The 23,819-nt window shown below is 60.5% G+C and carries 19 protein-coding genes and 1 pseudogene; 13 read left to right on the forward strand and 7 right to left on the reverse strand.

From position 1 onward, the window contains the following. Window positions 1–10 precede the first annotated feature (10 nt). The 5 genes and pseudogenes from AC1RT2_RS18630 to AC1RT2_RS18650 all read left to right on the forward strand — a co-directional run bounded on the left by AC1RT2_RS18630 (window position 11) and on the right by AC1RT2_RS18650 (window position 7,635). Window positions 11–1,411, forward strand: coding sequence for an NAD(P)/FAD-dependent oxidoreductase (locus tag AC1RT2_RS18630; RefSeq protein WP_493104228.1), 1,401 nt, complete (start codon window positions 11–13; stop codon window positions 1,409–1,411). A gap of 45 nt (window positions 1,412–1,456) precedes the next feature. Next, window positions 1,457–3,232 carry a sulfoacetaldehyde acetyltransferase gene (xsc, locus tag AC1RT2_RS18635; protein WP_493104230.1) on the forward strand — a complete coding sequence of 592 codons (1,776 nt, stop codon included), beginning with the start codon at window positions 1,457–1,459 and terminating at the stop codon, window positions 3,230–3,232. A gap of 71 nt (window positions 3,233–3,303) precedes the next feature. Next, entirely contained in the window at window positions 3,304–4,341 is a 1,038-nt protein-coding gene (locus AC1RT2_RS18640) for a YeiH family protein (RefSeq protein ID WP_069063405.1), read from the forward strand. Further along, window positions 4,341–5,339 carry a phosphate acetyltransferase gene (gene pta, locus AC1RT2_RS18645; protein ID WP_069063404.1) on the forward strand — a complete coding sequence of 333 codons (999 nt, stop codon included), beginning with the start codon at window positions 4,341–4,343 and terminating at the stop codon, window positions 5,337–5,339. The genes AC1RT2_RS18640 and pta overlap by 1 nt, the downstream gene beginning before the upstream one ends. Window positions 5,340–5,554: 215 nt before the next feature. After that, window positions 5,555–7,635, forward strand: a pseudogene (locus AC1RT2_RS18650) (methyl-accepting chemotaxis protein). A gap of 180 nt (window positions 7,636–7,815) precedes the next feature. Here AC1RT2_RS18650 and AC1RT2_RS18655 read toward each other — a convergent pair. The 5 genes from AC1RT2_RS18655 to AC1RT2_RS18675 all read right to left on the reverse strand — a co-directional run bounded on the left by AC1RT2_RS18655 (window position 7,816) and on the right by AC1RT2_RS18675 (window position 13,947). Beyond that, entirely contained in the window at window positions 7,816–9,417 is a 1,602-nt protein-coding gene (locus AC1RT2_RS18655; RefSeq protein WP_493104235.1) for a GMC family oxidoreductase, read from the reverse strand. Window positions 9,418–9,425: 8 nt separating this feature from the next. After that, window positions 9,426–10,175: a 2-amino-5-chloromuconate deaminase CnbZ gene (gene cnbZ / locus AC1RT2_RS18660; protein WP_493104237.1), complete on the reverse strand. Its 750-nt coding sequence runs from the start codon at window positions 10,173–10,175 to the stop codon at window positions 9,426–9,428. A 123-nt stretch (window positions 10,176–10,298) separates the two neighbouring features. Continuing rightward, window positions 10,299–11,192: a fumarylacetoacetate hydrolase family protein gene (locus tag AC1RT2_RS18665; RefSeq protein ID WP_493104239.1), complete on the reverse strand. Its 894-nt coding sequence runs from the start codon at window positions 11,190–11,192 to the stop codon at window positions 10,299–10,301. 129 nt (window positions 11,193–11,321) lie between these two features. Further along, window positions 11,322–12,764 (reverse strand): aldehyde dehydrogenase family protein, encoded by a 1,443-nt coding sequence (locus AC1RT2_RS18670; protein ID WP_493104241.1) that lies wholly within the window; start codon window positions 12,762–12,764, stop codon window positions 11,322–11,324. Between the two features lie 22 nt (window positions 12,765–12,786). Continuing rightward, window positions 12,787–13,947: an amidohydrolase family protein gene (locus AC1RT2_RS18675; protein ID WP_493104243.1), complete on the reverse strand. Its 1,161-nt coding sequence runs from the start codon at window positions 13,945–13,947 to the stop codon at window positions 12,787–12,789. A gap of 114 nt (window positions 13,948–14,061) precedes the next feature. Here AC1RT2_RS18675 and AC1RT2_RS18680 point away from each other — a divergent pair, with 114 nt between their 5' ends. The 6 genes from AC1RT2_RS18680 (at window position 14,062) to AC1RT2_RS18705 (ending at window position 20,097) form a co-directional block, all read left to right on the forward strand. Further along, entirely contained in the window at window positions 14,062–15,378 is a 1,317-nt protein-coding gene (locus AC1RT2_RS18680; RefSeq protein ID WP_493104244.1) for an ABC transporter substrate-binding protein, read from the forward strand. Between the two features lie 174 nt (window positions 15,379–15,552). Continuing rightward, entirely contained in the window at window positions 15,553–16,410 is an 858-nt protein-coding gene (locus AC1RT2_RS18685) for a carbohydrate ABC transporter permease (RefSeq protein ID WP_069063397.1), read from the forward strand. Next, entirely contained in the window at window positions 16,403–17,230 is an 828-nt protein-coding gene (locus tag AC1RT2_RS18690) for a carbohydrate ABC transporter permease (protein WP_493104245.1), read from the forward strand. The genes AC1RT2_RS18685 and AC1RT2_RS18690 overlap by 8 nt, the downstream gene beginning before the upstream one ends. 10 nt (window positions 17,231–17,240) lie before the next feature. Then, entirely contained in the window at window positions 17,241–18,314 is a 1,074-nt protein-coding gene (locus AC1RT2_RS18695; protein WP_493104247.1) for an ABC transporter ATP-binding protein, read from the forward strand. After that, a complete protein-coding gene (locus tag AC1RT2_RS18700; RefSeq protein ID WP_493104249.1) occupies window positions 18,314–19,003 on the forward strand; it encodes a TetR family transcriptional regulator in 690 nt (229 codons plus the stop codon). The genes AC1RT2_RS18695 and AC1RT2_RS18700 overlap by 1 nt, the downstream gene beginning before the upstream one ends. Then, window positions 19,000–20,097, forward strand: a complete 1,098-nt coding sequence (locus tag AC1RT2_RS18705) for a D-TA family PLP-dependent enzyme (RefSeq protein WP_493104251.1) — start codon at window positions 19,000–19,002, stop codon at window positions 20,095–20,097. The genes AC1RT2_RS18700 and AC1RT2_RS18705 overlap by 4 nt, the downstream gene beginning before the upstream one ends. 151 nt (window positions 20,098–20,248) lie before the next feature. Here the strand turns inward: AC1RT2_RS18705 and AC1RT2_RS18710 are convergent, their stop codons facing one another. Next, window positions 20,249–21,862: a GMC family oxidoreductase gene (locus AC1RT2_RS18710; RefSeq protein WP_493104253.1), complete on the reverse strand. Its 1,614-nt coding sequence runs from the start codon at window positions 21,860–21,862 to the stop codon at window positions 20,249–20,251. A gap of 11 nt (window positions 21,863–21,873) precedes the next feature. Beyond that, entirely contained in the window at window positions 21,874–22,413 is a 540-nt protein-coding gene (locus tag AC1RT2_RS18715) for a hypothetical protein (RefSeq protein WP_493104255.1), read from the reverse strand. A gap of 278 nt (window positions 22,414–22,691) precedes the next feature. On the opposite strand from AC1RT2_RS18715, the gene AC1RT2_RS18720 reads away from it, so the two are divergent. Together AC1RT2_RS18720 and AC1RT2_RS18725 are read left to right on the forward strand one after the other, a co-directional pair. After that, window positions 22,692–23,096 carry a hypothetical protein gene (locus AC1RT2_RS18720; RefSeq protein ID WP_493104257.1) on the forward strand — a complete coding sequence of 135 codons (405 nt, stop codon included), beginning with the start codon at window positions 22,692–22,694 and terminating at the stop codon, window positions 23,094–23,096. A 42-nt stretch (window positions 23,097–23,138) separates the two neighbouring features. Then, window positions 23,139–23,807 carry a helix-turn-helix domain-containing protein gene (locus AC1RT2_RS18725; RefSeq protein WP_493104259.1) on the forward strand — a complete coding sequence of 223 codons (669 nt, stop codon included), beginning with the start codon at window positions 23,139–23,141 and terminating at the stop codon, window positions 23,805–23,807. Window positions 23,808–23,819: the final 12 nt, after the last annotated feature.

The following is a 23,819-nucleotide window of genomic DNA, read 5'->3' on the forward strand; positions in this document are numbered from 1 at the left end:
GAGCAAGGCCATGCAACAGCACACCAATCCCCAGAGGGCCGGCAGGGCGCCGTTCGATCCTGCCTATGATCCCGAACATGCGCCGAACCCGGGCATCGGCAAGGACTACGCGCCCACCTACTGGATCGACACGGCCGGCTCCGAGCCTGAAGACGACGGTCCGATCATGCGCGACATCGATGTCGACGTCGCCATCATAGGCTCGGGCTATACCGGCCTCTCCTGCGCCATCCAGCTGGCCCGCGAGCACGGCATCAAGGCGACAGTGCTGGAAGCCAATGGCGTCGCCTGGGGATGCAGCACCCGCAATGGCGGGCAGGCCCAGCTCTCCGCCGGGCGCCTGAAGCGCTCGCAATGGATCGCTCGCTGGGGCGTCGACGTTGCAAAACGCATGCATTCCGAAATCGCCGAGGGTTTCGACCTGTTCCGCGCGCTGGTCCGCGAGCCGGAGATCGACTGCGATCCGCAGGATGGTGGTCATCTCTACATCGCGCATCGCGACAAGGTTCTCCCGGCGCTCGAAAGCGAGACCCGTGTTCTCAACGATGTCTTCGGCTACCGCGCCCGCATGGTCTCCCGTGACGAGATCCACAGCGATTTCGTCAATGACGCCGAAGCGCGCGGCGCCATGTACGAGCCGGACGGCATGGGCATCCACGCTGCCAAGCTCGCCTTCGGTTACCTCCGGTTGGCGCGGCGCCTTGGTGCCACGGTGCACACGTCGAGCCCTGTGCTCGACTGCACCGCCAAGGGCGGCGTGCACTACCTCCGCACGCCGGGCGGCACGGTGCGCGCCCGCGCCGTCTGCATCGCGACTGCCGGCTACACGTCTCCCGGCATGAATGCGCTGACGAAGCATCGCCTGATGCCGATTCTCTCGAACTCCATCGTCACGCGACCGCTGACGGCGGGCGAGCAGCAGGCGCTGAATTTCAAGGCGCGCATTCCGCTGACCGATACGCGCACGCTGCGCCACTATTACCGCATGCTGCCGGACGGCCGAGTGCAGATCGGCAGTCGCAGCGCCATCACCGGGCGCGACGCCACCAACCCGAAACATCTCGCGCTGCTGCTGGAGGGGCTCTACCGAAAGTTCCCGATCCTGCGCGGTATCGAGATCGACTATTCCTGGTGGGGATGGGTGGATGTCAGCCATGACATGATGCCGCGCATCTTCCAGCCGGATGCCAGCCAAAGGCTGTTCTACGCCATGGGTTATGGCGGCAATGGCGTCATGTATTCGGCCCAGGCCGGCCGTCGCATGGCGCAGATGGTCGCCGGAAAAAGCGCCGGCCTCGACCTTCCGATCTTCACCTCGCCGCTCCCGAGCCACGGGCTTCTCACGCCGTTCCGTCGGCTCGGTCAATGGGGAATGTACCGCTGGTACGCCCTGCGCGACGAAATCCTCTAACCGCCAGACATCTCGATCAATTCCGTCAGGGAAAGGACCCCCACCATGAAAATGACCACCGAGGAAGCCTTCGTCAAAGTTCTCCAGATGCATGGCCTCGAACATGCCTTCGGCATCATTGGCTCGGCCATGATGCCGGTGTCGGACCTGTTTCCCAAGGCCGGCATCCGCTTCTGGGACTGCGCACACGAAACCAATGCCGGCATGATGGCGGACGGTTTTAGCCGCGCGACCGGCACCATGGCGATCGCCATCGGCCAGAACGGCCCGGGCGTCACTGGCTTCATCACCGCGATGAAGACCGCCTACTGGAACCACACGCCGCTCCTAATGGTCACGCCGCAGGCGGCCAACAAGACCATCGGCCAGGGCGGCTTCCAGGAAGTCGACCAGATGGCGATGTTCGAGGAGATGGTCTGCTACCAGGAAGAGGTGCGTGATCCCTCACGCATTCCCGAAGTACTCAACCGGGTCATCGAGAAGGCGATCCGCGGCTGCGCCCCGGCGCAGATCAACATCCCGCGCGACTACTGGACTCAGGTGATCGACGTCGGCCTGCCCTCCATCGTGCGCTTCGAGCGCCCGGCCGGCGGCCCGCAGGCGATCGCCGAGGCTGCAAGGCTGCTGTCGGAAGCCAAATTTCCGGTCATCCTCAACGGCGCCGGCGTCGTTATCGGCGGCGCGATCGGCGCGTCCATGAAGCTCGCCGAGCGGCTCGATGCCCCGGTCTGCTGCGGCTATCAGCACAATGACGCCTTCCCCGGCAGCCACCGCCTGTCGGTCGGCCCGCTCGGCTATAACGGTTCGAAGGCGGCGATGGAGCTGATCTCCAAGGCCGACGTCGTGCTGGCGCTCGGCACGCGACTCAATCCCTTTTCGACCCTGCCGGGCTATGGCATCGACTATTGGCCGAAGAATGCCGCGATCATCCAGGTCGACATCAATGCCGATCGCATCGGTCTCACCAAGAAGGTGTCCGTCGGCATCTGCGGCGACGCAAAGCAGGTGGCAGGCCAGATCCTCGAGCAACTTTCGCCGTCCGCCGGCAATGCCGGCCGCGAGGAGCGCAAGGCGATCATCCACCAGACCCGCTCGGCCTGGCAGCAGCAGCTCTCCTCGATGGACCACGAGGACGACGATGTCGGCACGGAGTGGAACGAAAGTGCGCGCAACCGCGAGCCGGACCGCATGTCGCCGCGCCAGGCCTGGCGGGCGATCCAGGCCGCACTGCCGAAGGAAGCAATCATCTCGACCGACATCGGCAACAACTGCGCAATCGGCAACGCCTATCCGACCTTCGAGCAGGGCCGGAAATATCTCGCACCCGGCATGTTCGGTCCCTGCGGTTACGGCTTCCCGTCGATCGTCGGCGCCAAGATCGGTTGCCCGGATGTGCCGGTGGTCGGCTTTGCCGGCGATGGAGCCTTCGGCATCTCGATGAACGAGATGGGCGCCATCGGCCGCGAGGGCTGGCCGGCGATCACCATGGTGATCTTCCGCAACTATCAGTGGGGTGCGGAAAAGCGCAATACGACGCTCTGGTACGACAACAACTTCGTCGGCACGGAGCTCAACCCCAATCTCAGCTACGCCAAGGTGGCCGAGGGCTGCGGGCTGAAGGGTGTTTCCGTCGATACGACGACGGCTCTCACCGAGGCGCTGTCGAAGGCGATTGCCGACCAGGCGCGTGGCGTGACGACCTTCGTCGAAGTCATCCTCAACCAGGAACTCGGCGAACCCTTCCGCCGTGATGCGATGAAGAAGCCGGTGCCCGTTGCCGGCATCGACCGCGCCGACATGCGCCCGCAGCCGCGGGCCTGATCCGCCCCCATCCATGTCCGCCCGGTGCGCCCGGGCGGGCAAGGTTTACCGCAAGCGACTGGACCGACATCATGACCTTCGCCGCCTCCGTCCAAGACCGTTTCCGGGGCATGCCCTCCGGTTTTGCCGCCTACTGGCCGGGCTTCGCCGTCACCGCCGCCGTGGCCGTCGCCGCCCAGTTCCTGTCCGATCACTACGGCGCGCCGGCCATGTTGATGGCTCTGCTGCTCGGCATCGCCTTCCACTTCCTGTCGGAAGAGGGACGGTGCGTGGCAGGCATCGATTTCTGTGCCAAGCATGTACTCAGGATCGGGGTTGCGCTGCTCGGCATGCGCATCAGCGTCGATCTGCTGATCGGGCTCGGTGCCGGCACCATCCTCCTGCTCGTGTCGGCGCTGGTCGCCACGATCAGCTTCGGCCTGCTCACCGCGAAACTGCTCGGCCGCGGCTGGCGGCTGGCGCTGCTCACCAGTGGTGCCGTCGCCATCTGTGGCGCCTCCGCGGCGATGGCAATCGCCGCCGTGCTGCCGAAGAACGAATTTTCCGAGCGCAACCTGATCTTTACCGTGCTTTCGGTCACGGTGCTCTCGACACTTGCCATGATAGCCTACCCGATCATCGCCCAGACCATGGGGTTGGATGCGCGCGCAACCGGCATCTTCTTCGGCGGCACTATCCATGATGTGGCGCAGGTCGTCGGCGCCGGCTTCTCCGTCTCGCCGGAGGCGGGCGAAACGGCGACGCTCGTCAAACTGATCCGCGTCACCATGCTGGCGCCGGTCGTGCTGGTCTATTCTCTCTCGTTGCGCAACGTGCCGCAGCCGGACGGGGAGAGCGGCAAGCGCCCGCCGCTGATGCCCGGCTTCGTCATCGCCTTTCTGATCTTCGCGGCGCTCAACTCCTTCGGCCTGGTGCCCGAACTGGTGGCGAAGGCCGGCATGGAGACCTCACGCTGGGCGCTGCTCGCCGGCATCGTTGCCGTCGGCATGCGAACCTCGCTACGTCGTGTGCTGGACGTCGGTGGCGATGCTGTCGCTCTCATTGTCGCCGAGACCGCCTTCATCGCTGTCTTCATCCTCGTCGGCATTCACTATCTGGGGCACGCCTGATGAAACCGCTGGACCGAATTCTCGAAGCCGCAAAATCCGCACCGCAACATATCGTGCTCGCTGAAGGGGAAGACCCACGCATTGTCGAGGGGGCGGTGCAGGCCGTCCGCGCGGGCGTCGCCAGTATCACCCTCGTCGGTCGACAACCAATCGTCGAAGAGCGACTTGCAGCGGTCGGGGCAGGAGCGGGCGAGATCCGCATCGAGGATCCTGTTTCATCTCCTCTCACGCCGCGCCTCGCCGCCGCCTATTACGCGCTCCGCAAGACCAAGGGCATCGATGAAGCCGCCGCCGACGCGGCGGTCCGCTCGCCGTTGGTCTTTGCCGCCATGATGGTACGCGAGGGCGAGGCAGACGGGACGGTGGGCGGTGCGGTCGCGACCACCGCCGATACGGTGCGCGCCGCGCTCCAGACCATCGGCCGCGCGCCGGATGTCGGACTGGTATCGAGCTTCTTCCTGATGATGCTGTGCGAAGCGCATCATGTGAAGAAAGGCGCCTTCGTCTTTGCCGATTGCGGGCTGGTGGTCGATCCCGATGCTGCGGGCCTCGCCGATATCGCTGTAATGTCGGCGCGCTCCTTTGAGGCACTGGCCGGCAAGCCTGCGAAGGTGGCGATGCTGTCCTTTTCGACGGCCGGCAGCGCCGCGCACGAGCGTGTCTCAAAGGTGGTGGAGGCAACGCGGCTGGCGCATGCTGCGGAACCCGGTCTCGTCATCGACGGCGAGTTGCAGTTCGACACCGCCTTCGTCGAGGCCGTCAGCGCTGCCAAGGCGCCGCAGTCGGCACTGCACGGCGAGGCAAATGTCTTCGTGTTCCCCAATCTCGACGCTGCCAACATCGGCTACAAGATCGCCCAGCGCATCGGCGGCGCCACCGCCATCGGCCCCATCCTGCAGGGTCTCGCCAAGCCCGCCAACGACCTTTCGCGCGGCTGCACCGCCGCCGACGTCTTCCACATGATCGCCGTGACCGTGGTCCAGGCCGGCAATCGCTGAGGGCCGCGTGCCTCGCTTAAAGTTCAAACAAAACCCACGGGATTTTGAGCGAGTTTTAGCGGCCCCTATCAATTCCGCACTTCCGAGCGAGTTCGCTCGGCGCTGCCATGACAGCCCGATTTCCCGCACATCATACGATCAGAACTCCTGCTTGTGCGTGGGCACGGCCGGGCATTGGTTTTTGGGAGACTTCCTCGAAAATACGTCTCAACCTCATGGCCAAGATTCTTTTGGCAGCACCGCTAGCCGTCATCGCGGCCTTTTCCGGCTTTTTCGGTCTATATCGACACGTTGCAACGTGGCACGGTCGACAAGGGCGTGGTGGCGGAGATCGAATCGTCCGGCCAGCTGGCGGCGGCCGGCATTTCCAACTGGCTGAACGCTCGCGTGATGCTGACCGAACTGGTCGGCGAGATCGCCGGTAAATCGACCGGTAAGGAAGATATGATCCAGCGCTTCGGCAGTCCGCTGCTGTCGCGTGAATTCGCCATGATCTATTACGGCAACGAGGCGGATGGCGCCTTTACGCGCCTTCCACCCGCCAAGATGCCCAAGGATTTCGATCCGCGCAAACGCGCCTGGGACAAGGACGCCGTCAAGCTCGGCGGACCGCTGCTGACGGATCCCTACCATGACACGGCCAGCAACGCGCTGGTGATCAGCGCCGTCGTATCGGTCAAGCGTGACGGCGAACTCATCGGCGTCGCCGGTACCGACCTTCCGCTCGAAGGCCTCATCGGCATCATCGGCAAGGACGATCTCGGCGGAATGGGCTCCGCCTTCCTCGTCAACGGCGACGGCACGGTGCTCGTCCATCCGGATCCCGCTTTGATCTCCAAGTCCCTTGCCGACGTGTTCCCGCAGGCGACCCCGATCATCGACGGCAAGCGGCTCATGTAGACCGAGCTTGGCGGCAAGCAGGTGCTCGTCAGCTTCCTGCCGATTGCCGGGTTGTCGGTCGGCAACTGGTATCTCTACCTGGTCGCCGATCGTGATATCGCCAATGCGAGCATTGGCGAGTTCCTTCTGGCCGCGTCGATCGGCACCGTCGTCGGCGTCGTCGCCATGATCGGGGTGCTGGCGCTGCTTCTGTCGCGACTGGTCGTAAAACCCGTGGTGCGCATGACCGACATGATGAGCCGGCTCGCGCGCGGCAACGTATCGGAGGAGATTCCGGCGGCGAACCGCACCGACGAGATCGGCCGTATGGCCGCTGCCGTCGCCGTGTTCCGCGACAATGCCATCGAGCGCACGCGCTTCGAAAACGCCGCCGAGGAGGGCCGCGTGCTGTCCGAAAGCGAACGCCGCGAGCGTGAGGCAGCCAAAGGCCCGCGAAGCCGCCGAAATCCATCACGCCGTCGAGGCGCTGGCAGACGGCCTGGGTCGACTGGCGGAGGGCGATCTCGCCCACCGCATCGACGCCCCCTTTGCCGGCCATCTCGATCGCCTGCGCACCGACTTCAACCACTCCGTCACCAAACTGCACACGGCGATGACGACGGTCGGCCAGAATGCCCGCGCCATCGATGCCGGCGCCATGGAAATCCGTGCGGCTGCCGACGATCTCGCCCGCCGCACGGAGCAGCAGGCCGCTTCCGTCGAAGAGACCGCCGCCGCGCTGGAGGAGATCACCACGACCGTGAAGGACTCGACCCGCCGCGCGGAAGAGGTCGGCTCGCTGGTCTCGCGCACCCGCACCGGTGCCGAAAAGTCGGGCGAGGTGGTGCGCCGCGCCGTCTCGGCCATTCAGGGCATCGAAAGATCCTCGAGCGAGATCACCAACATCATCGGCGTGATCGACGACATCGCCTTCCAGACCAACTTGCTGGCGTTGAATGCCGGCGTGGAAGCGGCGCGTGCCGGTGAGGCCGGCAAGGGCTTTGCCGTCGTGGCGCAGGAAGTGCGCGAACTCGCCCAACGCTCGGCCAATGCGGCGAAGGAGATCAAGGCGCTGATCACCACGTCGGGTGAACAGGTGCGCTCCGGCGTGTCGCTGGTCGACGAGACGGGTGCTGCCCTCGAAGCGATCGTTCGCGAGGTGCAGGAGATCAACGGCCATGTGAACGCCATCGTCCTGGCCGCCCGCGAGCAATCGACGGGTCTCCAGGAGATCAACACCGCCGTCAACACGATGGACCAGGGCACGCAGCAGAACGCCGCCATGGTGGAGGAGCAGACCGCCGCCAGCCACGGCCTCGCCGCCGAGGCCGCAGCCCTCAACGCGCTTCTGGCGCAGTTCCGGCTCGGCCAGGGTGGCGCAACCTATGCCGCCAACCCGGTGCGCCGGGCGGCCTGACCGGCCTCTCCTTATAAAGGGATTTGGAGGTTGCTACCTGGTGCTCGCAACCTCCAATTCTGGTTCTTTTGACGTGTCAGGGAGGCTGGCGATTTCTATGGCGACAGAAAGATCACGATGCTCGCGGAGCCAGAACTCGACCGTACACCCGTCTCGTCGGCATGCCATTTCAACTAAAATTCAGAGGATTAACTGGGCTGCCTTTTCGGCGATCATGACCGCAGCTGCGTGGGTGTTCCCTGAGACGATTGTCGGCATGATTGAGCAATCAGCGATACGCAGTCCCTCGATGCCGTGTACGCGCAACTTCGGATCGACCACCGCCGCGTCGTCATCGCCCATCCGCGCAGTGCCGACCGGATGGAAAATAGTCGTAGCGATATCGCCTGCGGCATGCGCGAGGTCTTCGGGCGTCTGGATATGCTTGCCCGGCTTAAATTCCTCGGGGCGGAACTGGGCCATCCGCTTGGTTTCCATCAACCGGCGGGCGATGGTTATGGAAGAGGCCGCGACTTCACGGTCGCTCGCGGTGGAGAGGTAGTTGGGTGTGATTTCCGGATGATCGTCGGGCTTGGCTGAGGTGATGCGCACATGCCCACGCGATTCAGGCCTGAGATTGCACGCCGAAACGGTGATGGCAGGAAAGCTGTGCAGTGGTTGGCCGAAAGATTCCAAGGAGAGCGGCTGAACATGGAATTCGATGTTGGGCGTCTCGAAGCCCGCGTCCGACTTCATAAAGATACCGAGTTGGCTCGGCGCCATCGACATGGGTCCGGAGCGTTTGAGGGCATATTCCAGCGCAATCAGAGCTTTGCCCGTGAGGCTTGCCTGGCGCTCGTTTAGCGTTTCTGCTCCCGATACCTTGAAGGCGGTCCTGATTTGCAGATGGTCCTGCAGGTTTTCGCCCACGCCGGGAAGGTTATGTATCACCTCTATGCCGTGGCGTTTGAGAAGCGCGGCAGGCCCTATGCCAGATAGTTGCAGCAGCTTCGGGGTGCCGATCGCTCCTGCGGAGAGGATCAACTCCCTCTGCACCGTCACATGGGCAGGCTTGCCGTTGAGACGCAGGTCGAGCCCCGAAACCCGGCGCCCGGAAAACACGATGCGCTCGGCGTGCGCGTGGGTGAGTATCGTCAAGTTTTTACGATGCCGCACCGGCCTGATGAACGCGCGCACGGCATTGAAACGGAACCCCGATTTCTGGTTCACTTCGAAGTAGGATGAGCCGAAATTGGTGCCAGCGTTGAAATCGTCGACCTTGGGCACACCGAGCTCTTCCGCCGCTTCGCGCACCGCGTCGAGAATCTGCCAACTCAGACGCTGGCGTTCTACCCTGAGCTCACCGCCCTGGCCGTGGAAGGGGCCGGAAAGACTGTGATGGTCTTCCGATTTCCTGAACAGCGGCAGCACATCCTCCCAGCCCCAGCCGGGATTGCCGAGCTGGCGCCAGTGATCGTAGTCGGCGGACTGACCGCGCATGTAGATCATGCCATTTATCGACGAGCAGCCGCCCATCACCTTGCCACGCGGATAGGCTAGCGACCGTCCGTTCAGGCCGGGCTCCGCCATTGTCCGGTAGCCCCAGTCGGTGCGCGGATTGCCCATGCAATAGAGGTAGCCCACCGGAATGTGGATCCAGTGATAGTTGTCCGAGCCGCCGGCCTCCAGAAGCAGCACGCGCTTGCCCTGGTCGGCGCTCAACCGGTTTGCAAGAGTGCAACCGGCCGAGCCAGCCCCAACGATTACATAATCGTAGCTGCCAATTTCTATGCGTTTGCTCATCTGACGCCTCAAGCGACATGCTCTACGGCAATACCCCTAAGGTCCATTTCGTATTCGAGATCGAGGACCGGCGGGTTGTTGAAGTGCCATGTAAGGCCGGCGCGTGCTGCTCCACGCTTGACGATTTCGTCAGCCAGGAATGGATGGAGGTTGTGTATCGTGTAGACTTGGACCGCGGTTGCGTCCTTCCACCCGAAGCCCAGAAGCCCGGAACGCCGCTCCATCTCCGCCAGCACGAATTGTGCTTTGGCGCGCAATCCCGCCGGGGAAAGATCGCCACGGTTGATGATATGATCGCGATAGGCGGCGTGGCCTTCTGGCACCTCTGCGGAACCGGAGACGACGAAGGACGGTGCGGCTTCGGCACTGTGCACTGTGTATGAGAAGGCATAGATCGACGGTACGAGTGGCGGCGTAACCTGCGGACACACGTTGCTGCGCGCAACGGGGTTCAGACCAGTGTCGATGAGGCCCCAGGCTTTGAGGGTCTCCGTATAGCTGCTGTTGAAAGCAACGAAGCCCTCCTCGGTAAATGGTGCGGGTGACCGCAGTTCGCACGCTGCGAATGCTGTAAGCGGCCTGCCGGCAGCACCGATGATCTCTTTGATCTGTGCAAAGCCTTCCTTGAGGGGCAAGGGTGTCGCGAACCGCACCCTCTCCAGGCGAAAGCCCGCCAAGGCGGCCACACCGCCTGAATATTGCGTGACACCTTTGATGAAACGGTAGCCGCCAGACTGAAAGTCAATAACTTCGCCCATGGTGTATATCTCCTGCAGGGGCTGGCCAGATTGGTTGCAGACCATCTGGAATGGGGTCGCCAGAACACCGTGTGCAATTCAGGCAAACGGCGAATATTTTGTTGGGTTCTCAGCGTGCCGGTATCAAGCCGGAAGCGCGTGTTGCGTTCGGGTGTTCGCGGCTCCGGCCGCTTCACCGATGACCCGGTTCTGCAACACTCCGACGTGTTCGATTTCGACTTCGACGAGGTCGCCATCTTTCATGAAGAGAGGAGGGACGCGCGCGAAGCCCACCCCGCCAGGCGTGCCGGTCACGATCACGTCGCCGGGAGAAAGCGGCGTAATACGCGAGATGTAGGCAATCAGCTGCGCTACGGAATGTATCATCTGGCTGGTACGAGCAGCCTGAACGATGTCCCCGTTCAAACGGCAGCTGATGGCCAGGTCTTGCGGATCAGGGATCTCGTCGGCAGTGACAAGGTACGGCCCGAATGCGCCGGTCGCCGGGAAATTTTTTCCCGGAAGGAACTGCGACGTATGGATCTGCCAGTCACGAACCGAGCCGTCATTGTAGCACGAGTAGCCAGCGACATGATCCAACGCGGCATCCTGCTGGATATTGCGACCGCCTCTGCCGATGACGACGGCAAGCTCCGCCTCGAAGTCGAACTGGGTCGAAACCGATGGCATCAGCATCGGCTCGCCATGCGCGCACTGCGAGTCGGCGAAGCGGGCAAACAAGGTCGGATGCTGTGTCGGTGCGTGGCGCGTTTCGACCATATGGTCGTGATAGTTCAGTCCGACGCAGATGATCTTTCCCGGATTGGGAATTGGCGCCTGCTGTTCGATATCGGCAAGCGCCAGCCCTGAGCTGTGGCTGATCGCCTGGGTGCAGATGCCGAGGAAGTCATCTTCGGCGAGGAGGCTTGCGAGCGTCGGAAAGCGATCGCTAAGGACGCCGCTGATGTTGATGACGCGGTCGTCCGTCACGACGCCGTATCCGGCTCGGCCGGCATGGAGAAAACTACAAAGGCGCATTGTTCCTCACTGCGATTGAACGGTATTTGTCCTCGCAAACCGAGTGCCGGTTTGCGGCCGGCAGGATGCCGATCCATGTTTGATTGTTGGTGTGGAGGACCGGACGGGCGGTACCGCCCGTCCTGGTCTTCAGCTGATGTCGAAGGTGATCGTCTTGACGTCGGTGACTTCGCGCAACGTATGCTTTCCGCCGAGGCGGCCCAGGCCGCTTGCCTTGCCCGAAGCGCCGCCAAACGGCAGGTGCAGCTCCCAGTAGCAGCTTGCGCTGTTGACGTTGACGAGGCCGGCCCGGAGCTTTTCACCAAATGCGAAGGCGCGGCTCAGATCGCGGGTGAATACACTGGCGGCGAGCCCATGTGAGGACGCGTTGGCCGTATCGAGCAAATCGGCATCGTCGGCGCAGACCACCAGGGGCGCCACTGGTCCAAACGTTTCGGAAGTATTCAATAGGGCCTGGCGATCGACGCGTCCGAGGACTGTGGGTTCGTAGAACAGGCCCGTGCCCCTCTTGCCGCCGGCATGGATGTCTGCGCCTCGGGCCAACCCATCCGCCACGTGCTCTTCGACTTTGGCGATCACCTGCTGATTGTTCAGCGGCCCCATTGTCGTCTGGGCAAGAAGCGGATCGCCAAGGCGGATGGCCGCGGCAATGCTCGCGATGCGGGCTGCAAGAGCGTCATGGTTCTTCTCGGTGACGAGTACTCGCCCCGTCGCTGCACAGACCTGACCGGCGTTGAAGAAGCTGCCAAACGCGGCAGCCTGTGCTGCCCGATCCAGATCGGCGTCATCCAGCACGACGACCGGCCCGTTGCCGCCTAGCTCCAGCAGCATCGGTTTTCCAGCACCGCGTTTCGCGATTGCGTTTCCGGTCTGCGGGCTGCCGGTGAAGCCGATCCCATGCGTGCCTGGATTGGAGACGATCTCATCCCCGACGATCGCGCCCGGCCCTAAGACAAGATTGACGGCGCCATCGGGAATGCCAGCTTCTGCAATGCATTCCATCAGTTTGACCGCGCAAAGCGACGTGGTTGGCGCAGGTACCCAGACGACCGCGTTGCCCGCCGCAAGGCAGGGGGCGAGATACTCGACGGGGATATTGATTGGAAAATTCCACGGCGTGACGATGGCATAGACGCCACGCGCCTGGCGGAAACTTATCACCCTCTTGCCAGGCGTCTCAACGGGGATGAACTCGCCTTCGAGCCACTTGATCAGCTCGGCAGCCTCCCGGAAACCGGTTGCGGCAGCATCGACCTCACCATAGGCCTCCGTGGCCAGCGGCTTGCCTTGCTCGCGGGCAAGTGTGAGCGCCAGTTCGTCGCGACGCCTCTCTATGACGTCGGCGACGCGGTTGCAGAGGCGTGAGCGATCCCATGGCGACAACCTGGATAGCGCATTGTGGCCAGCCTGCGCCGCCTTGATCGCATCTTGCGCATCACTGCGGTCACCTTCGGCAAGCACCGCCAGGTGCTGGTCGTCGTAAGGCGACCTCGCCTCGAACGTCTTGCCGCTGTTTGACGGTACCCACTTGCCGGCTATGAAATGGTGCGCCTGAACTATACTGTGATCCATTGTCGCTGTTCCGCTTGGTGTATTATTGGGATTGCATGGGATGGCTGCTGCCCGCCGGGTCGATCTCGCGACCCTTCACGATTAGGCGATCGCACACCAATCTTCTGGAAACTTCGAGGCCTTCGCTGGCCGCGTCCCTGAAAGTCCAGGGCTCATCCCGCCATTTCAAGACAGCAACATTGGCTTCGTCGCCGACGGCGATACGGCCGAGGTCCGGACGACCGATTACCTTTGCAGGGTTGGCGCTGCCGGCAGCCAGAGCCGTTGTCTGATCCACGCCGAGCGCGATCATCTTGTTGATCGTGGTCAGAAGGTCGAAAGCAGGGCCGTTCACCGAAAGGGAATGGATGTCCGAGCTGATCAGGTCGGGCACGAAACCTTCGGCCAACATCTCGCGGCAGACGCGGAAGGAGAAGCCGCCCATGCCATGGCCGATGTCGAAATGGACGCCGTTTTCGCGTGCCCGCCATACCGCGTCCCGGACGCGGCCATTTTCGGTCGCCGCATTGGGGTCTGGTCGGCAGCAATGCGTGATGATGTCGCCGGGCCGCAGTTGCTGCAGGACTTCCTCGATGGTGGGAGGGTCGAGGTCGACGTGGCACATCACCGGCAGTTTCAGGCGTTCCGCCACCTTAATCGCCACTTCGAGGGCTGCGCCGCCGTTTTCGCCGGAAGCTTTCCGGCCGGCTCGCACCTTGATGCCGACGATTCTCTCTGGGTAAGCCTGCGCGGCTTCGATGCAGCTCTCTGGGTCGACGAGGCGCATATCGCAGCATTCCCCGACCATGACGCGCTTGGAGAAACCGAAGATTCCCGGAAACGAGATGTTGAGAAAGGCAAAGGCATGGAACGGCAGGGCCTCGAAGATAAAGGTCTTCAGGCCTTCGAAGTTTCCTGCACCGGCCGAGCCGGCATCAACGAAGGTTCCGGTCGCGGATCGATGCGCAACCAGTTCCGGCCGGACCCCCAAGGAGGTGGCGCCCCAGTAAATATGTGTATGGATGTCAGTCAACGCCGGCAGGACGATTGCGTCTCGTACGTCTACGACAATATCGTCCTGACGCGCCAAGCCGGTGCCAATGGCCGAAATGCGATCGTCTACGATGGCGACATCTGCAGTTGCAGCCGGTGTGTCGCCAAACGCCAGGACATGGCCGCCCTGTAGAATTGTTCTTCGTGCCATTGGCGAACTTGTCTCCGGTTAGGGCCCTATGCAGCGCCTGTTGTTGGCGCAGGCCGTTCAAGATGAGTGGTGATCTGCGCATCAAAAAAGCACATACTGACTAGTCAGTCAATATTGACAGCGGCGCTATTTTCATTTCAGATGGCTGTGTCATTCGACATTCACAGCACCATTTGGGAGGTTCTTATGGGCAACAGGTTTTTGGCCGCATTGGTAATCAGTACGGCAACTGCAGCGGCGTTGCTGCACTCTGGCAGTGCTTGGGCCACGGACACAGTGCGGGTCCGGGTTGCGGAATACAGCGCCAAAACAGGCCCATTTTTCCAAGAGCTTGCTAAAAAATTCAATGCTGCGAATCCTGACATCGAGGTCCAGATCGAGCACCTCCCCTGGCCGGAGATGCAGCAGCAGCTCGTCAGCGACATCTCAGCCGGCACCGCACCCGATGTTTCGCATATGGCGACGCGCTGGATGGCGGGATTTGCCAAGGACGGGGCGCTCGCACCGATCGAAGACCTGATGTCGCCCGCCTTTGCCGACACTTTCGTGCCGACATATCTCGATCTTCAAAAGCAGGACGGTCATACGTGGGGCCTGCCGATTGCCGCATCGGCACGCGGCCTGTTCTACAACAAGAAGCTCTTCGACAAGGCTGGTATCGCGAAGCCGCCGACGACCTGGGACGAAACGTTCGAGGCAGCCAAGAAAATCGCCGCGCTCGGCGATGGCGTCTACGGCATCGGCGTTCAGGGCAGGGACCTGGATACCGAGGGGTATTGGTTCTACAGCCTCTGGACCCACGGTGGCAGCATTCTCGGCCCGGACGGTAAGAGCGGTTTCGCCTCCCCGGAGGCCGTGCTGGCGACCAACAACTATCTGCGGATGATCAAGGCAAGCGTCACGCAGCCGGGCGTCACCGGTGCCAGCCGCGAAGACCTGCAAAATCTCTTCGCCGCTGGAAAGATGGGCATGGTCTTGTCGGGCCCCTGGTTCAATGCGCAGCTCGCCGAGCAGGGCAAGGATGTCGAATACGGAATCAGCCGCATTCCGGTCGCCACGACCGAGGCGACTTACGGCGTCACCGACACGATCGCCGTGCTGGAATCCTCGAAAGTGAAGCCCCAGGCGATGAAGTTCCTGGAGTTCATCTTCAACAAGGAAAACAGGCTTGAATTCGGCAAGCTCGAAGGCTTTGTCCCGGTCTTGAAGGCGGAATCGACCGAGCCCTTCTTCACCGAGAATCCGAAGATGTCAGTGTTTCTGGAAATGGGGCCGCTGGCAAAATTTGCACCCCTGTTCCCGCGCTGGGAAGAGATGGCGGACGGCCTCAAGACCGAATTGTCCAGGATCTATTCGGGTGAAGTTTCGGCCGAAGAAGGCCTGAAGCAGGCGGCCGCGAAGATGGACGCGATCCTTGCCGAAGACCAATAGGTCCTGAAATCGTCGTCCGCGGGCGACCCCACTCTCCTCAGGTGGCGTGGCAACCACGCCACCTCTCTTCCTTAAAGGTAAGCGCGTATGCGAGGAATTGAGAATACCGCTCCAAGACGGGGCGTTAATGCGGGTCGGCCGAACAGGGCTGGGCAACCGGATCGGACCTTGGCGATGATCCTGATCGCGCCTTGTCTGCTGCTTTCGGTCGCCGTGATCGGCTATCCGATATTCGACGTGATCCGCATGTCGCTCTTCGATGTGAGCCGCACTGGCATGGTCCGCGAGTTCGCCGGGCTGACCAATTTTGTCAAAGCGTTCGCCGACCCGGTTTTTCTGCAGGCTGCACGCCAGACCTTCGTCTGGACTGTCTGCGTGGTGGGTGGAACCCTGCTGGTCTCGGTGCCGATCGCTCTCATCCTCAATGAGGATTTCTATGGCCGGACGATCGCCCGAACGATCGTGCTGTTGCCGTGGGCCATTTCACTGGCGATGACGGCGGTGGTCTGGCGCTATGTCGTCAACGGTGATTTCGGAACGCTCAACATGACGCTGGCCGCACTTGGTCTGCCATTTGAGAACTATCCCTGGTTGGCCGATGCCAGGATGGCATTCGTCATCGAGATAATGGTCGGAATTTTGGTGTCGGTACCATTTACCGTAACGATTTTGCTTGGTGGACTGACGTCCATTCCGGAGTCCTTGTACGAGGCCTCTGCCATCGACGGGGCGTCGTCGACAAAGAAGTTTTACTACATCACGATGCCACTGCTCTGGCCGTTCATGCAGATCGCGCTCGTCCTCAACGTCATCTATGTCTTCAATTCCTTCCCGATCATCTGGATCATGACGAACGGCGGTCCCGCCAACCGGACCGACATTCTGATCACCTATGTCTACAAGCAAGCCTTCGCCTTCGGGAAGCTTGGCAACGCTGCAGCCGGCTCTGTTGTAATGTTTGCTATGTTGTTGGTCTTCGCCGTCGTCTATCTGTTTCTGACTAAAGCGCAGGGGGCACGCAACGATGTCTAAGGCGAAGAAAAGTCTTGTTTGCTGGGCGCTGCTTTCGCCGTTCCTGGTGATCGTTCTCTTTCCCTATGCGACGATGCTGTCGACGTCGTTGAAGCAGAAGGACGAGATATTCACCTTCCATCGAACCTGGTTGCCACGTGATTTCTATCTGGGCAATTTTGCCGAACTCATTTTCGAGAAAGGTTTCGGACGGGCATTGGTGAACTCGCTGGCCATCAGTGTCGGGGCGACCGTCCTGTCCCTTGCGGTGGCTATCCCTGCCGCCTACGCGCTCACCCGGATGAGGGTTCCAGCCAAGGGTGCGCTGACCAACTACCTGCTTATCACCCAGATGATCTCGCCGATCGTCCTGATTGTCGGCCTGTTCCGAATGTTTGCCTATTTCGGCCTCGTCAACAGCCTTCTATCGGTCATAATCGCGCACAGCGCCTTCTTCATGGCTTTTGCCGTATGGATGCTGCAAAGCTATTTCGCAACAATCCCGAAAGATCTCGAAGAGGCCGCGTGGATGGATGGTGCCGGCCGCTTCAGTGCCTTCGTCCGTGTCTTCCTGCCGCTGTGTCTTCCCGGTGTCGTCGTGACGGCAATCTTCACCTTCGTCAATTCCTGGAATGAATATGCGATGTCGCTGACACTGCTGCGTCAGGTCAGCCAGCAGACCGCACCGGTCCAGATCGCGTTCCTGACAGGGACGCTCTACCAAATTGAATGGCATCTCATCATGGCCGCGACGCTGCTTGCGTCGGTGCCTGTCGCAATCGTCTTTGCATCCATCCAGCGCTACCTCATCGGGGGAATGGCGTTGGGTGGTGTCAAGTAGGAGGAGCAAAGTGGCTTCGATCAATCTCACCAACATTCGCAAGCAATATGGCTCGCTTACGATCATCGACGACATCAATATTGAAATCGAGGATCGGGAGTTTGTTGTACTGGTCGGTCCGTCTGGATGCGGAAAATCTACGCTTTTGCGGATGATAGCTGGGCTGGAATCGATCTCGGGAGGTACCATCGCCATTGACGGCAAGGTCGTTAACGACGTTGGCCCGCAGCACCGCGACTTGGCGATGGTCTTTCAGACCTATGCGCTTTATCCGCATATGACGACTGCCCAGAACATCGGCTTTCCCCTCAAACTGCGCGGCGCCAGCAAGGACGAAATTGACCGTGCTATTGCCGGGGTTGCCAACACGTTACATCTCGATGCGCTTCTTGACCGGCAACCGCGGGCCCTTTCCGGCGGGCAGCGTCAACGCGTCGCGATGGGCCGAGCCATGGTACGAGAGCCGCGGGCATTCCTATTCGATGAACCATTGAGCAATCTCGATGCGAAACTCAGGCATCATATGCGCATCGAGTTGCGCCAATTGCACACGTCGCTGGGTGCCACGTCGATCTATGTCACGCATGACCAGATCGAGGCGATGACCATGGCCGACCGCATCGTCGTGATGAACCGAGGCAAAGTCGAGCAGGTGGGCACTCCGCTTGAGCTTTTCGACAAACCGGCAAATGTTTTCGTCGCCGGGTTTCTCGGTTCGCCGACGATCAACCTGGGCAACGCAACGCTGTCTGCCGCGGACGGATCAGCCAGGCTCGAATTCGATGCCGGTTCTGGTCCGATCGACCTCGCTAATGTCGCGCCCTCGGCTCACAGGGACGTCGTGGCCGGAATCCGGCCGCAACACCTGGAAGTTGTTTCTCCAGAAGGTGCCAAGCTCACCGGAATGGTTGACCTCGTCGAACATACCGGGTGTGAGACGAATGTCATTCTTTCAGTTGGTTCCGAGAAATGGACTGTCCAATCTCGCAACCGGCAGCATCTCATGCAAGGAGAGCATGTCGGACTCGTCTTCGACCCGACCAATCTCCACCTCTTCGCAGCCGAAACGAAGGAACGTATTTGATGGTAACAATGCGCAAGCGAGGCTCCGACAGTGGAGCAGAACCGGCTGGTAGAAAGCGTGACCCCGAACGCACGCGGCTCGCGATCATCGAAGCGGCTCGCGAGGAGTTCGCCGAAAACGGCTACGATGGTGCGCGTACCGATCGCATCGCCACCCGTACCGGCATGAGCAAGGGTGTGCTTTACCACTACTTCAATTCGAAAGACGAGTTGTTCGTCGCCGTTCTGGAGGACATCTATCGGGAACTGCGCTCCCAGAATGAAGCCCTGGTTCTGGCTGATTTCGAGCCGGAAGCGGGTATTCGCGAACTCATTGCGCATACGTACAATTATTTCGTCAATCATCCCGAGTTCATCGTATTGGTGAACTCCGAAAACCTGATGAAATCCGAGCATTTGGCGAGATCGGAGAGTGTCCGCAGCATGTTTTCGCCGCTCTCCCAGCGTCTGGGTGAATTGATCAGCCGCGGTCAAAAGCAGGGTATCTTCCGCTCGAATGTCGATATTATTGAGCTTTACATCTCGATAGTTGGTCTGGGCTACTTCTTCTTGTCCAACCGGTGGACGCTGAGCGTCGTTTTCAATCGCGATCTGCTGGCCGAGGGGGCGGAGGAGAAGCGGCTCGCCCATATGACGGAGATGGTTCTCGACTATTTGCGCAACGTCAAGACGACGGGTGAGCCGAAATGAGTGACGAACCGTTGAAGCTGCCGATGGCCGGAACGCTGCGCTGGCGCGATGTTGTTGAAACCCCGGCAGTACTGATCGACCTCGATATCGTCGAACGAAACATCAAACGCTGCCAGGATCAGTGCAATCGCCTGGGCGTAGCAATCAGGCCTCACATCAAAACGCATAAATTGCCACTGTTTGCCCATGCACAGCTGGCGGTAGGAGCAATTGGCATCACTGCGCAAAAGATCGGCGAAGCCGAGATCATGGTCGACGCGGGCATCGAAGACATCCTGATAACTTTCAACATTGTCGGTGACCGCAAGCTTGAGCGTCTTAAACGACTTGCGGAACGGTCCCGCATATCTGTGGTTGCCGACAGTGCTGCAGTCGTCGAGGGCCTTGCTCGCACATTCGCGAGCGAAAAGCGCGAAATCGGCGTCTTGGTGGAATGCGATACCGGAATGCATCGATGCGGTGTTTTGACATCGGAGAGTGCGCTCGAACTTGCCCGGCTGATATCCGGGTCTCCGGGCCTGCGTTTCTCCGGATTGATGACATATCCGGGTCCTGGTCAAGGCAACGCAGCTTGCGAATGGCTGGACCATGCGGCATGCCTAATCCGTGCGGCGGGCATCGAGACGCCCATCGTTTCCAGCGGCGGGACCCCCGATCTGTATGCGATGAAACACCACCCAGTCCTGACCGAATACAGGCCGGGTAGCTACATCTACAACGATCGCTCACTCGTTACTACCGGCGCGTGCGGCGTTGAGGACTGCGCGCTGACAGTTCTGACGACTGTCATCAGTTCGCCGGAACCCGGTCGCGCCATCGTGGACGCTGGCACAAAGGTGCTGACCTCCGATCTCTTCGGCATGAGCGGCTACGGCTTGGTGCTGGACCGTCCCGATTGGGCGGTGATTTCACTCAACGAAGAGCACGGAAGGATCGAGTATGCCGGCGGACCGGCGCCGGTGGTGGGCGATCTCCTGCGCATTATTCCCAACCACGCCTGCGTCGTCTCCAACATGGTCGACACCGTCCATCTCGTCAGAGGGGAGCACTACATCCGAGCCGAACCAGTGGCCGCGCGTGGACGGATTACCTGACGCCCGGACGAAGCCGTGCCTGCGCTGGTCTTCACACTTCAAAAGCTTCGGCGCGAAGATCGTTTGTTTTAAGAAAGCATAACGCACAGCGTCGACAAATCAGAGCGCAATGCTTCCATATGGAGACATTGCGCTCCAGTCATTCGACACATCAATCCATTGCCGTATGCTTGGTGGCCGTCGATAGAAGGGCGAAGTTGTCGCGGATATAGGTCGCGGTTCGCAGCGCCATTGCAGAAATGGTCGGTGTCGGGTTCACGGTTCCGCCGGTCGCAAGAACACTCCCATCGACAATGAACAAATTGGGTACCTCCCAACTCTGGGTCCAGCCGTTCACCACGGAGGTTTCCGGGTCTTTACCCATCCGGCAAGTGCCCAGCATGTGCCAGGCGGGTGTTCTGTACACGCCATCTTCGTCACGATAGTCTTGGAGGCAGTATTCGACGGCATCGCATGCCTGCGCAAGCTCCTTCAGCCGATCAAGCATGTAGTTCATCATGCGCTTGTCGTTCTCGCCGGGGGCATACTGCACTTTTGCCCCTGGCATTCCGTCTGAATCTGTTTGTTCAGTGTCCAGCGACACGCGATTCTCTGGATTGGGAAGATCGTCTCCTATCGCAAAGACACCAATGGAGCGGCCGAAATGATTTTCGAACCATTGATGGTGGCCGGATCCCCAGGGCGCGCGCGCCGAAGAGAACCATCCAGCGGCCAGTTCGCCCGCAGAGGGGGTTGAGGTCACACAGTTCAGATTGAAGCCATTCACGAAACCGCGCGATATGTCGGTCTCCGCGAATTCGCGCGAGATGAGCGAGGCCGCATAGCCGATATGGCCGTCGACGGGACCATCGACCCACATTTCGGACGCCACGAGCGTGTGGTGCAGCAGGTTCCGGCCGACCTGATCATTGCTGTTGGCCAGATTGTTTGAGGCCAGGAGAAGACGCGGCGTTCCGACGCCATTGGCGGCGAGGACGACAATTCGTGCCTTTTGAAACAGGATCTGATCCGAGTTGCGATCGATGTAATATACGCCCGTTGCTCGCCCATCCGCTCCCTTCTCAATCTTCAAGACGCGGGCGTGGGTCCGCAGGTCGCATCCGGCACGGATTGCCTTGGGCCATATCGAAGTCGAGAATTCGTTCATCGAACCGCGAGGACAGCCGTTGCATACGCCGCAGTTGTTGCAGGCAGGGCGGCCGTCATAGTCTTCCGAGATGACTGATGCCTCTACCGGCCACCAATGCCAATCCAGCTTGTCAAAACCGGCGGAAAGCCGCCGAGCGACATCAGACACAGGCAGTGGCCTTGTCGGGCAGCGTTCACGCGGCGGCATTGCAAGATCCCCGGCCAGTCCCGAGACGCCTATGATTCTGTCTGCGCTTTCATAAAAAGGGGAAATATCCTCATAGGTGATAGGCCAGTCTGGCTGAAGCCCGTGTTCGGTGCCTTTCCTGAAGTCCGAGGGCCGGTATCGAGGCCATAGGCCGCCATAAACGTTGGTGGACCCTCCAACGCCATTCCACATCAGAATCTGCGATGAGTCGGATTTGACCGGGAAATCATCGGCATGATCGCGCCTGTTAACGTCAGGGTTCCATCTGGTCCGCCGCTGCCAGGACCAGTCCGCAAGATGATGCGGTCGATCGTCGTCATTCACCCAGGCCCCTTGCTCCAGACAAACCACATCCAGGCCAGCCTGCGCGAGTACCAGCGCCGCAAGAGCGCCTGTCGCTCCAGCGCCAATAATCAGGATGTCACACATTCTCTCCTCACTCATCGCTGCAGGCCCCAATGTGTGGTCACCGTATCAAGATCGAGCGATGACAAATCCAGAGGGGTGACGTCCCCGGTCCGCATGTAAGATCCACGACCGTGGCGCGGCGTATCGTGTTCATGGTCAAAGGCAGGCATGACATATCCGTCTGCATGAGGGGATGCAGAGTATGGCCGACCGCTAGCCCTGATCGCCTCTACAACGACTGGCATCTCGTAGTAGGCGAGGACCGCTGCGGTATAGATTTTCTCGAAGAGGGCGGGGCTTAGCTCTTCAAAGCGTCGGACCGCCGAGGTGCGGTTTGCTGAGGCGGTACTAAGTAGGCCATCCGAACTGCAATCGAGAACGGGTGCCAACTGCTCGAAGAGAGCGGACGATTCCTCGCCAAACAGGCGAAGCAATATCACGTTATCTAGGCCGATTTCGGAAGCTTTTGGCCATAAAGTGTCGCCTGGAATAAGCTCATCAATCAGCAGTTTAAGAATGTGCGGTTGTTCGGTTCGGTTACTCGAAGAGAGGATTGTTGTTGTAATCGACAATTCAGTTCTTCCTAAATCATCTGGTTGAATTCGATCTGGTTGAGTTTTTCTTTTTGAAAAAATGAACTCGGGAATTTTGTGAGTTTTGTAGTCACTTGTTGACCAGGAGAAGCGCGAATTTAACGGGTACTCTTCATGCGTCTCAATGCAGGCCGAGATACAAGTTCGGTTCTCTCCATGGATCTCCCGATTGCCGTTTATAGCATATAAACTGACTGGTTAGTCAATAAGAATCGTTCGCCACAAAAACTGGTCTACCGCTGCGAAGTGATCCTTTCTTGAAGCGGGCCTATGAGCCTCGGAACGGCATTGAAATGGTGCCGGAAAAACACAAGACGGAAGAGACCGTGATGAAGCTCGTCAAGTTGATGTGTCGACCGCCATCGCCAGAAGCGAATATCCGGCTAGGCCAGAACGGACCAACATCATATATCGGACTCCAGGGTTATCTCGGCAACGACCATGTCCGGCGCCAGTGCCGAGATGTCGACATGAAGCACGTCGCCGGCTTCACGTCTTGGGTCGTGCCGTTGATCACTATTTCGCGGCCCGAAGGGTTGCGATCGCCGACGCTGACATTTAGCGAAGCGCAAAGCTTCAGCAGGCGCTCGGTTCAAACAGGCTTCAGGGCTCCCTTCGCTACTGCGTCGATTTCACTCAGCGGAAAAATTTCCTCCGAATAACGAGATGTTTCCTGTAAGGAACATAATTCGTAGGAGATAACGATGACCGAGAAGAACGAGAAAGACGGGCAGAAGCTGGCCCTGTTGTCCCAGGATCCGCACCGGATTCGCGAACCGCGCGAAAACAATCTGGAAATGGCGATCGGGCACGAGGTTCGCACCTATCGCAAAGCGCTCGGCATCACTGTCACCGACCTCGCCGCCGCAACGGGCATTTCCGTGGGCATGCTGTCGAAGATCGAGAACGGCAACATCTCACCCTCGCTGACCACGCTGCAAGCCCTGACCAGGGCGCTCGGCGTGCCGCTCACGGCGTTCTTTCGCCGGTTCGAGGAGCCGCACAATGCGACTTTCGTCAAGGCCGGCGAAGGCGTGAACATCGAGCGGCGCGGCACGCGCGCGGGGCATCAATACAGCCTGCTCGGCCACATCGCCAACAATACCAGCGGCGTCACGGTCGAACCCTATCTCATAACGCTGACGACCGAGTCCGATGTCTTCCCGACGTTCCAGCATGAAGGCATGGAGTTCCTCCACATGCTGGAAGGTGAAGTGGTCTATCGCCACGGCGACCAGCTCTACACCATGCAACCGGGTGACAGCCTGTTCTTCGATGCCGATTCACCGCACGGACCACAGGAACTGGTTCATCTGCCGGCCCGTTACCTGTCAATCATCAGCTATCCGCAGAAGCGGAATCAAAACAATTGATTGTGCTCTTAA

This window comes from Shinella sp. GW821-FHT11G07, assembly GCF_058808115.1.

Coding starts and splice junctions, on each gene's coding strand:
- AC1RT2_RS18710 (WP_493104253.1), bottom strand. CDS start 21,862: ATGTGTGACATCCTGATTATTGGCGCTGGAGCGACAGGCGCTCTTGCG.
- AC1RT2_RS18640 (WP_069063405.1), top strand. CDS start 3,304: ATGACCTTCGCCGCCTCCGTCCAAGACCGTTTCCGGGGCATGCCCTCC.
- AC1RT2_RS18675 (WP_493104243.1), bottom strand. CDS start 13,947: ATGGCACGAAGAACAATTCTACAGGGCGGCCATGTCCTGGCGTTTGGC.
- AC1RT2_RS18670 (WP_493104241.1), bottom strand. CDS start 12,764: ATGGATCACAGTATAGTTCAGGCGCACCATTTCATAGCCGGCAAGTGG.
- xsc (WP_493104230.1), top strand. CDS start 1,457: ATGAAAATGACCACCGAGGAAGCCTTCGTCAAAGTTCTCCAGATGCAT.
- AC1RT2_RS18665 (WP_493104239.1), bottom strand. CDS start 11,192: ATGCGCCTTTGTAGTTTTCTCCATGCCGGCCGAGCCGGATACGGCGTC.
- AC1RT2_RS18655 (WP_493104235.1), bottom strand. CDS start 9,417: ATGAGCAAACGCATAGAAATTGGCAGCTACGATTATGTAATCGTTGGG.
- AC1RT2_RS18690 (WP_493104245.1), top strand. CDS start 16,403: ATGTCTAAGGCGAAGAAAAGTCTTGTTTGCTGGGCGCTGCTTTCGCCG.
- AC1RT2_RS18700 (WP_493104249.1), top strand. CDS start 18,314: ATGGTAACAATGCGCAAGCGAGGCTCCGACAGTGGAGCAGAACCGGCT.
- AC1RT2_RS18725 (WP_493104259.1), top strand. CDS start 23,139: ATGACCGAGAAGAACGAGAAAGACGGGCAGAAGCTGGCCCTGTTGTCC.
- pta (WP_069063404.1), top strand. CDS start 4,341: ATGAAACCGCTGGACCGAATTCTCGAAGCCGCAAAATCCGCACCGCAA.
- AC1RT2_RS18705 (WP_493104251.1), top strand. CDS start 19,000: ATGAGTGACGAACCGTTGAAGCTGCCGATGGCCGGAACGCTGCGCTGG.
- AC1RT2_RS18685 (WP_069063397.1), top strand. CDS start 15,553: ATGATCCTGATCGCGCCTTGTCTGCTGCTTTCGGTCGCCGTGATCGGC.
- cnbZ (WP_493104237.1), bottom strand. CDS start 10,175: ATGGGCGAAGTTATTGACTTTCAGTCTGGCGGCTACCGTTTCATCAAA.
- AC1RT2_RS18630 (WP_493104228.1), top strand. CDS start 11: ATGCAACAGCACACCAATCCCCAGAGGGCCGGCAGGGCGCCGTTCGAT.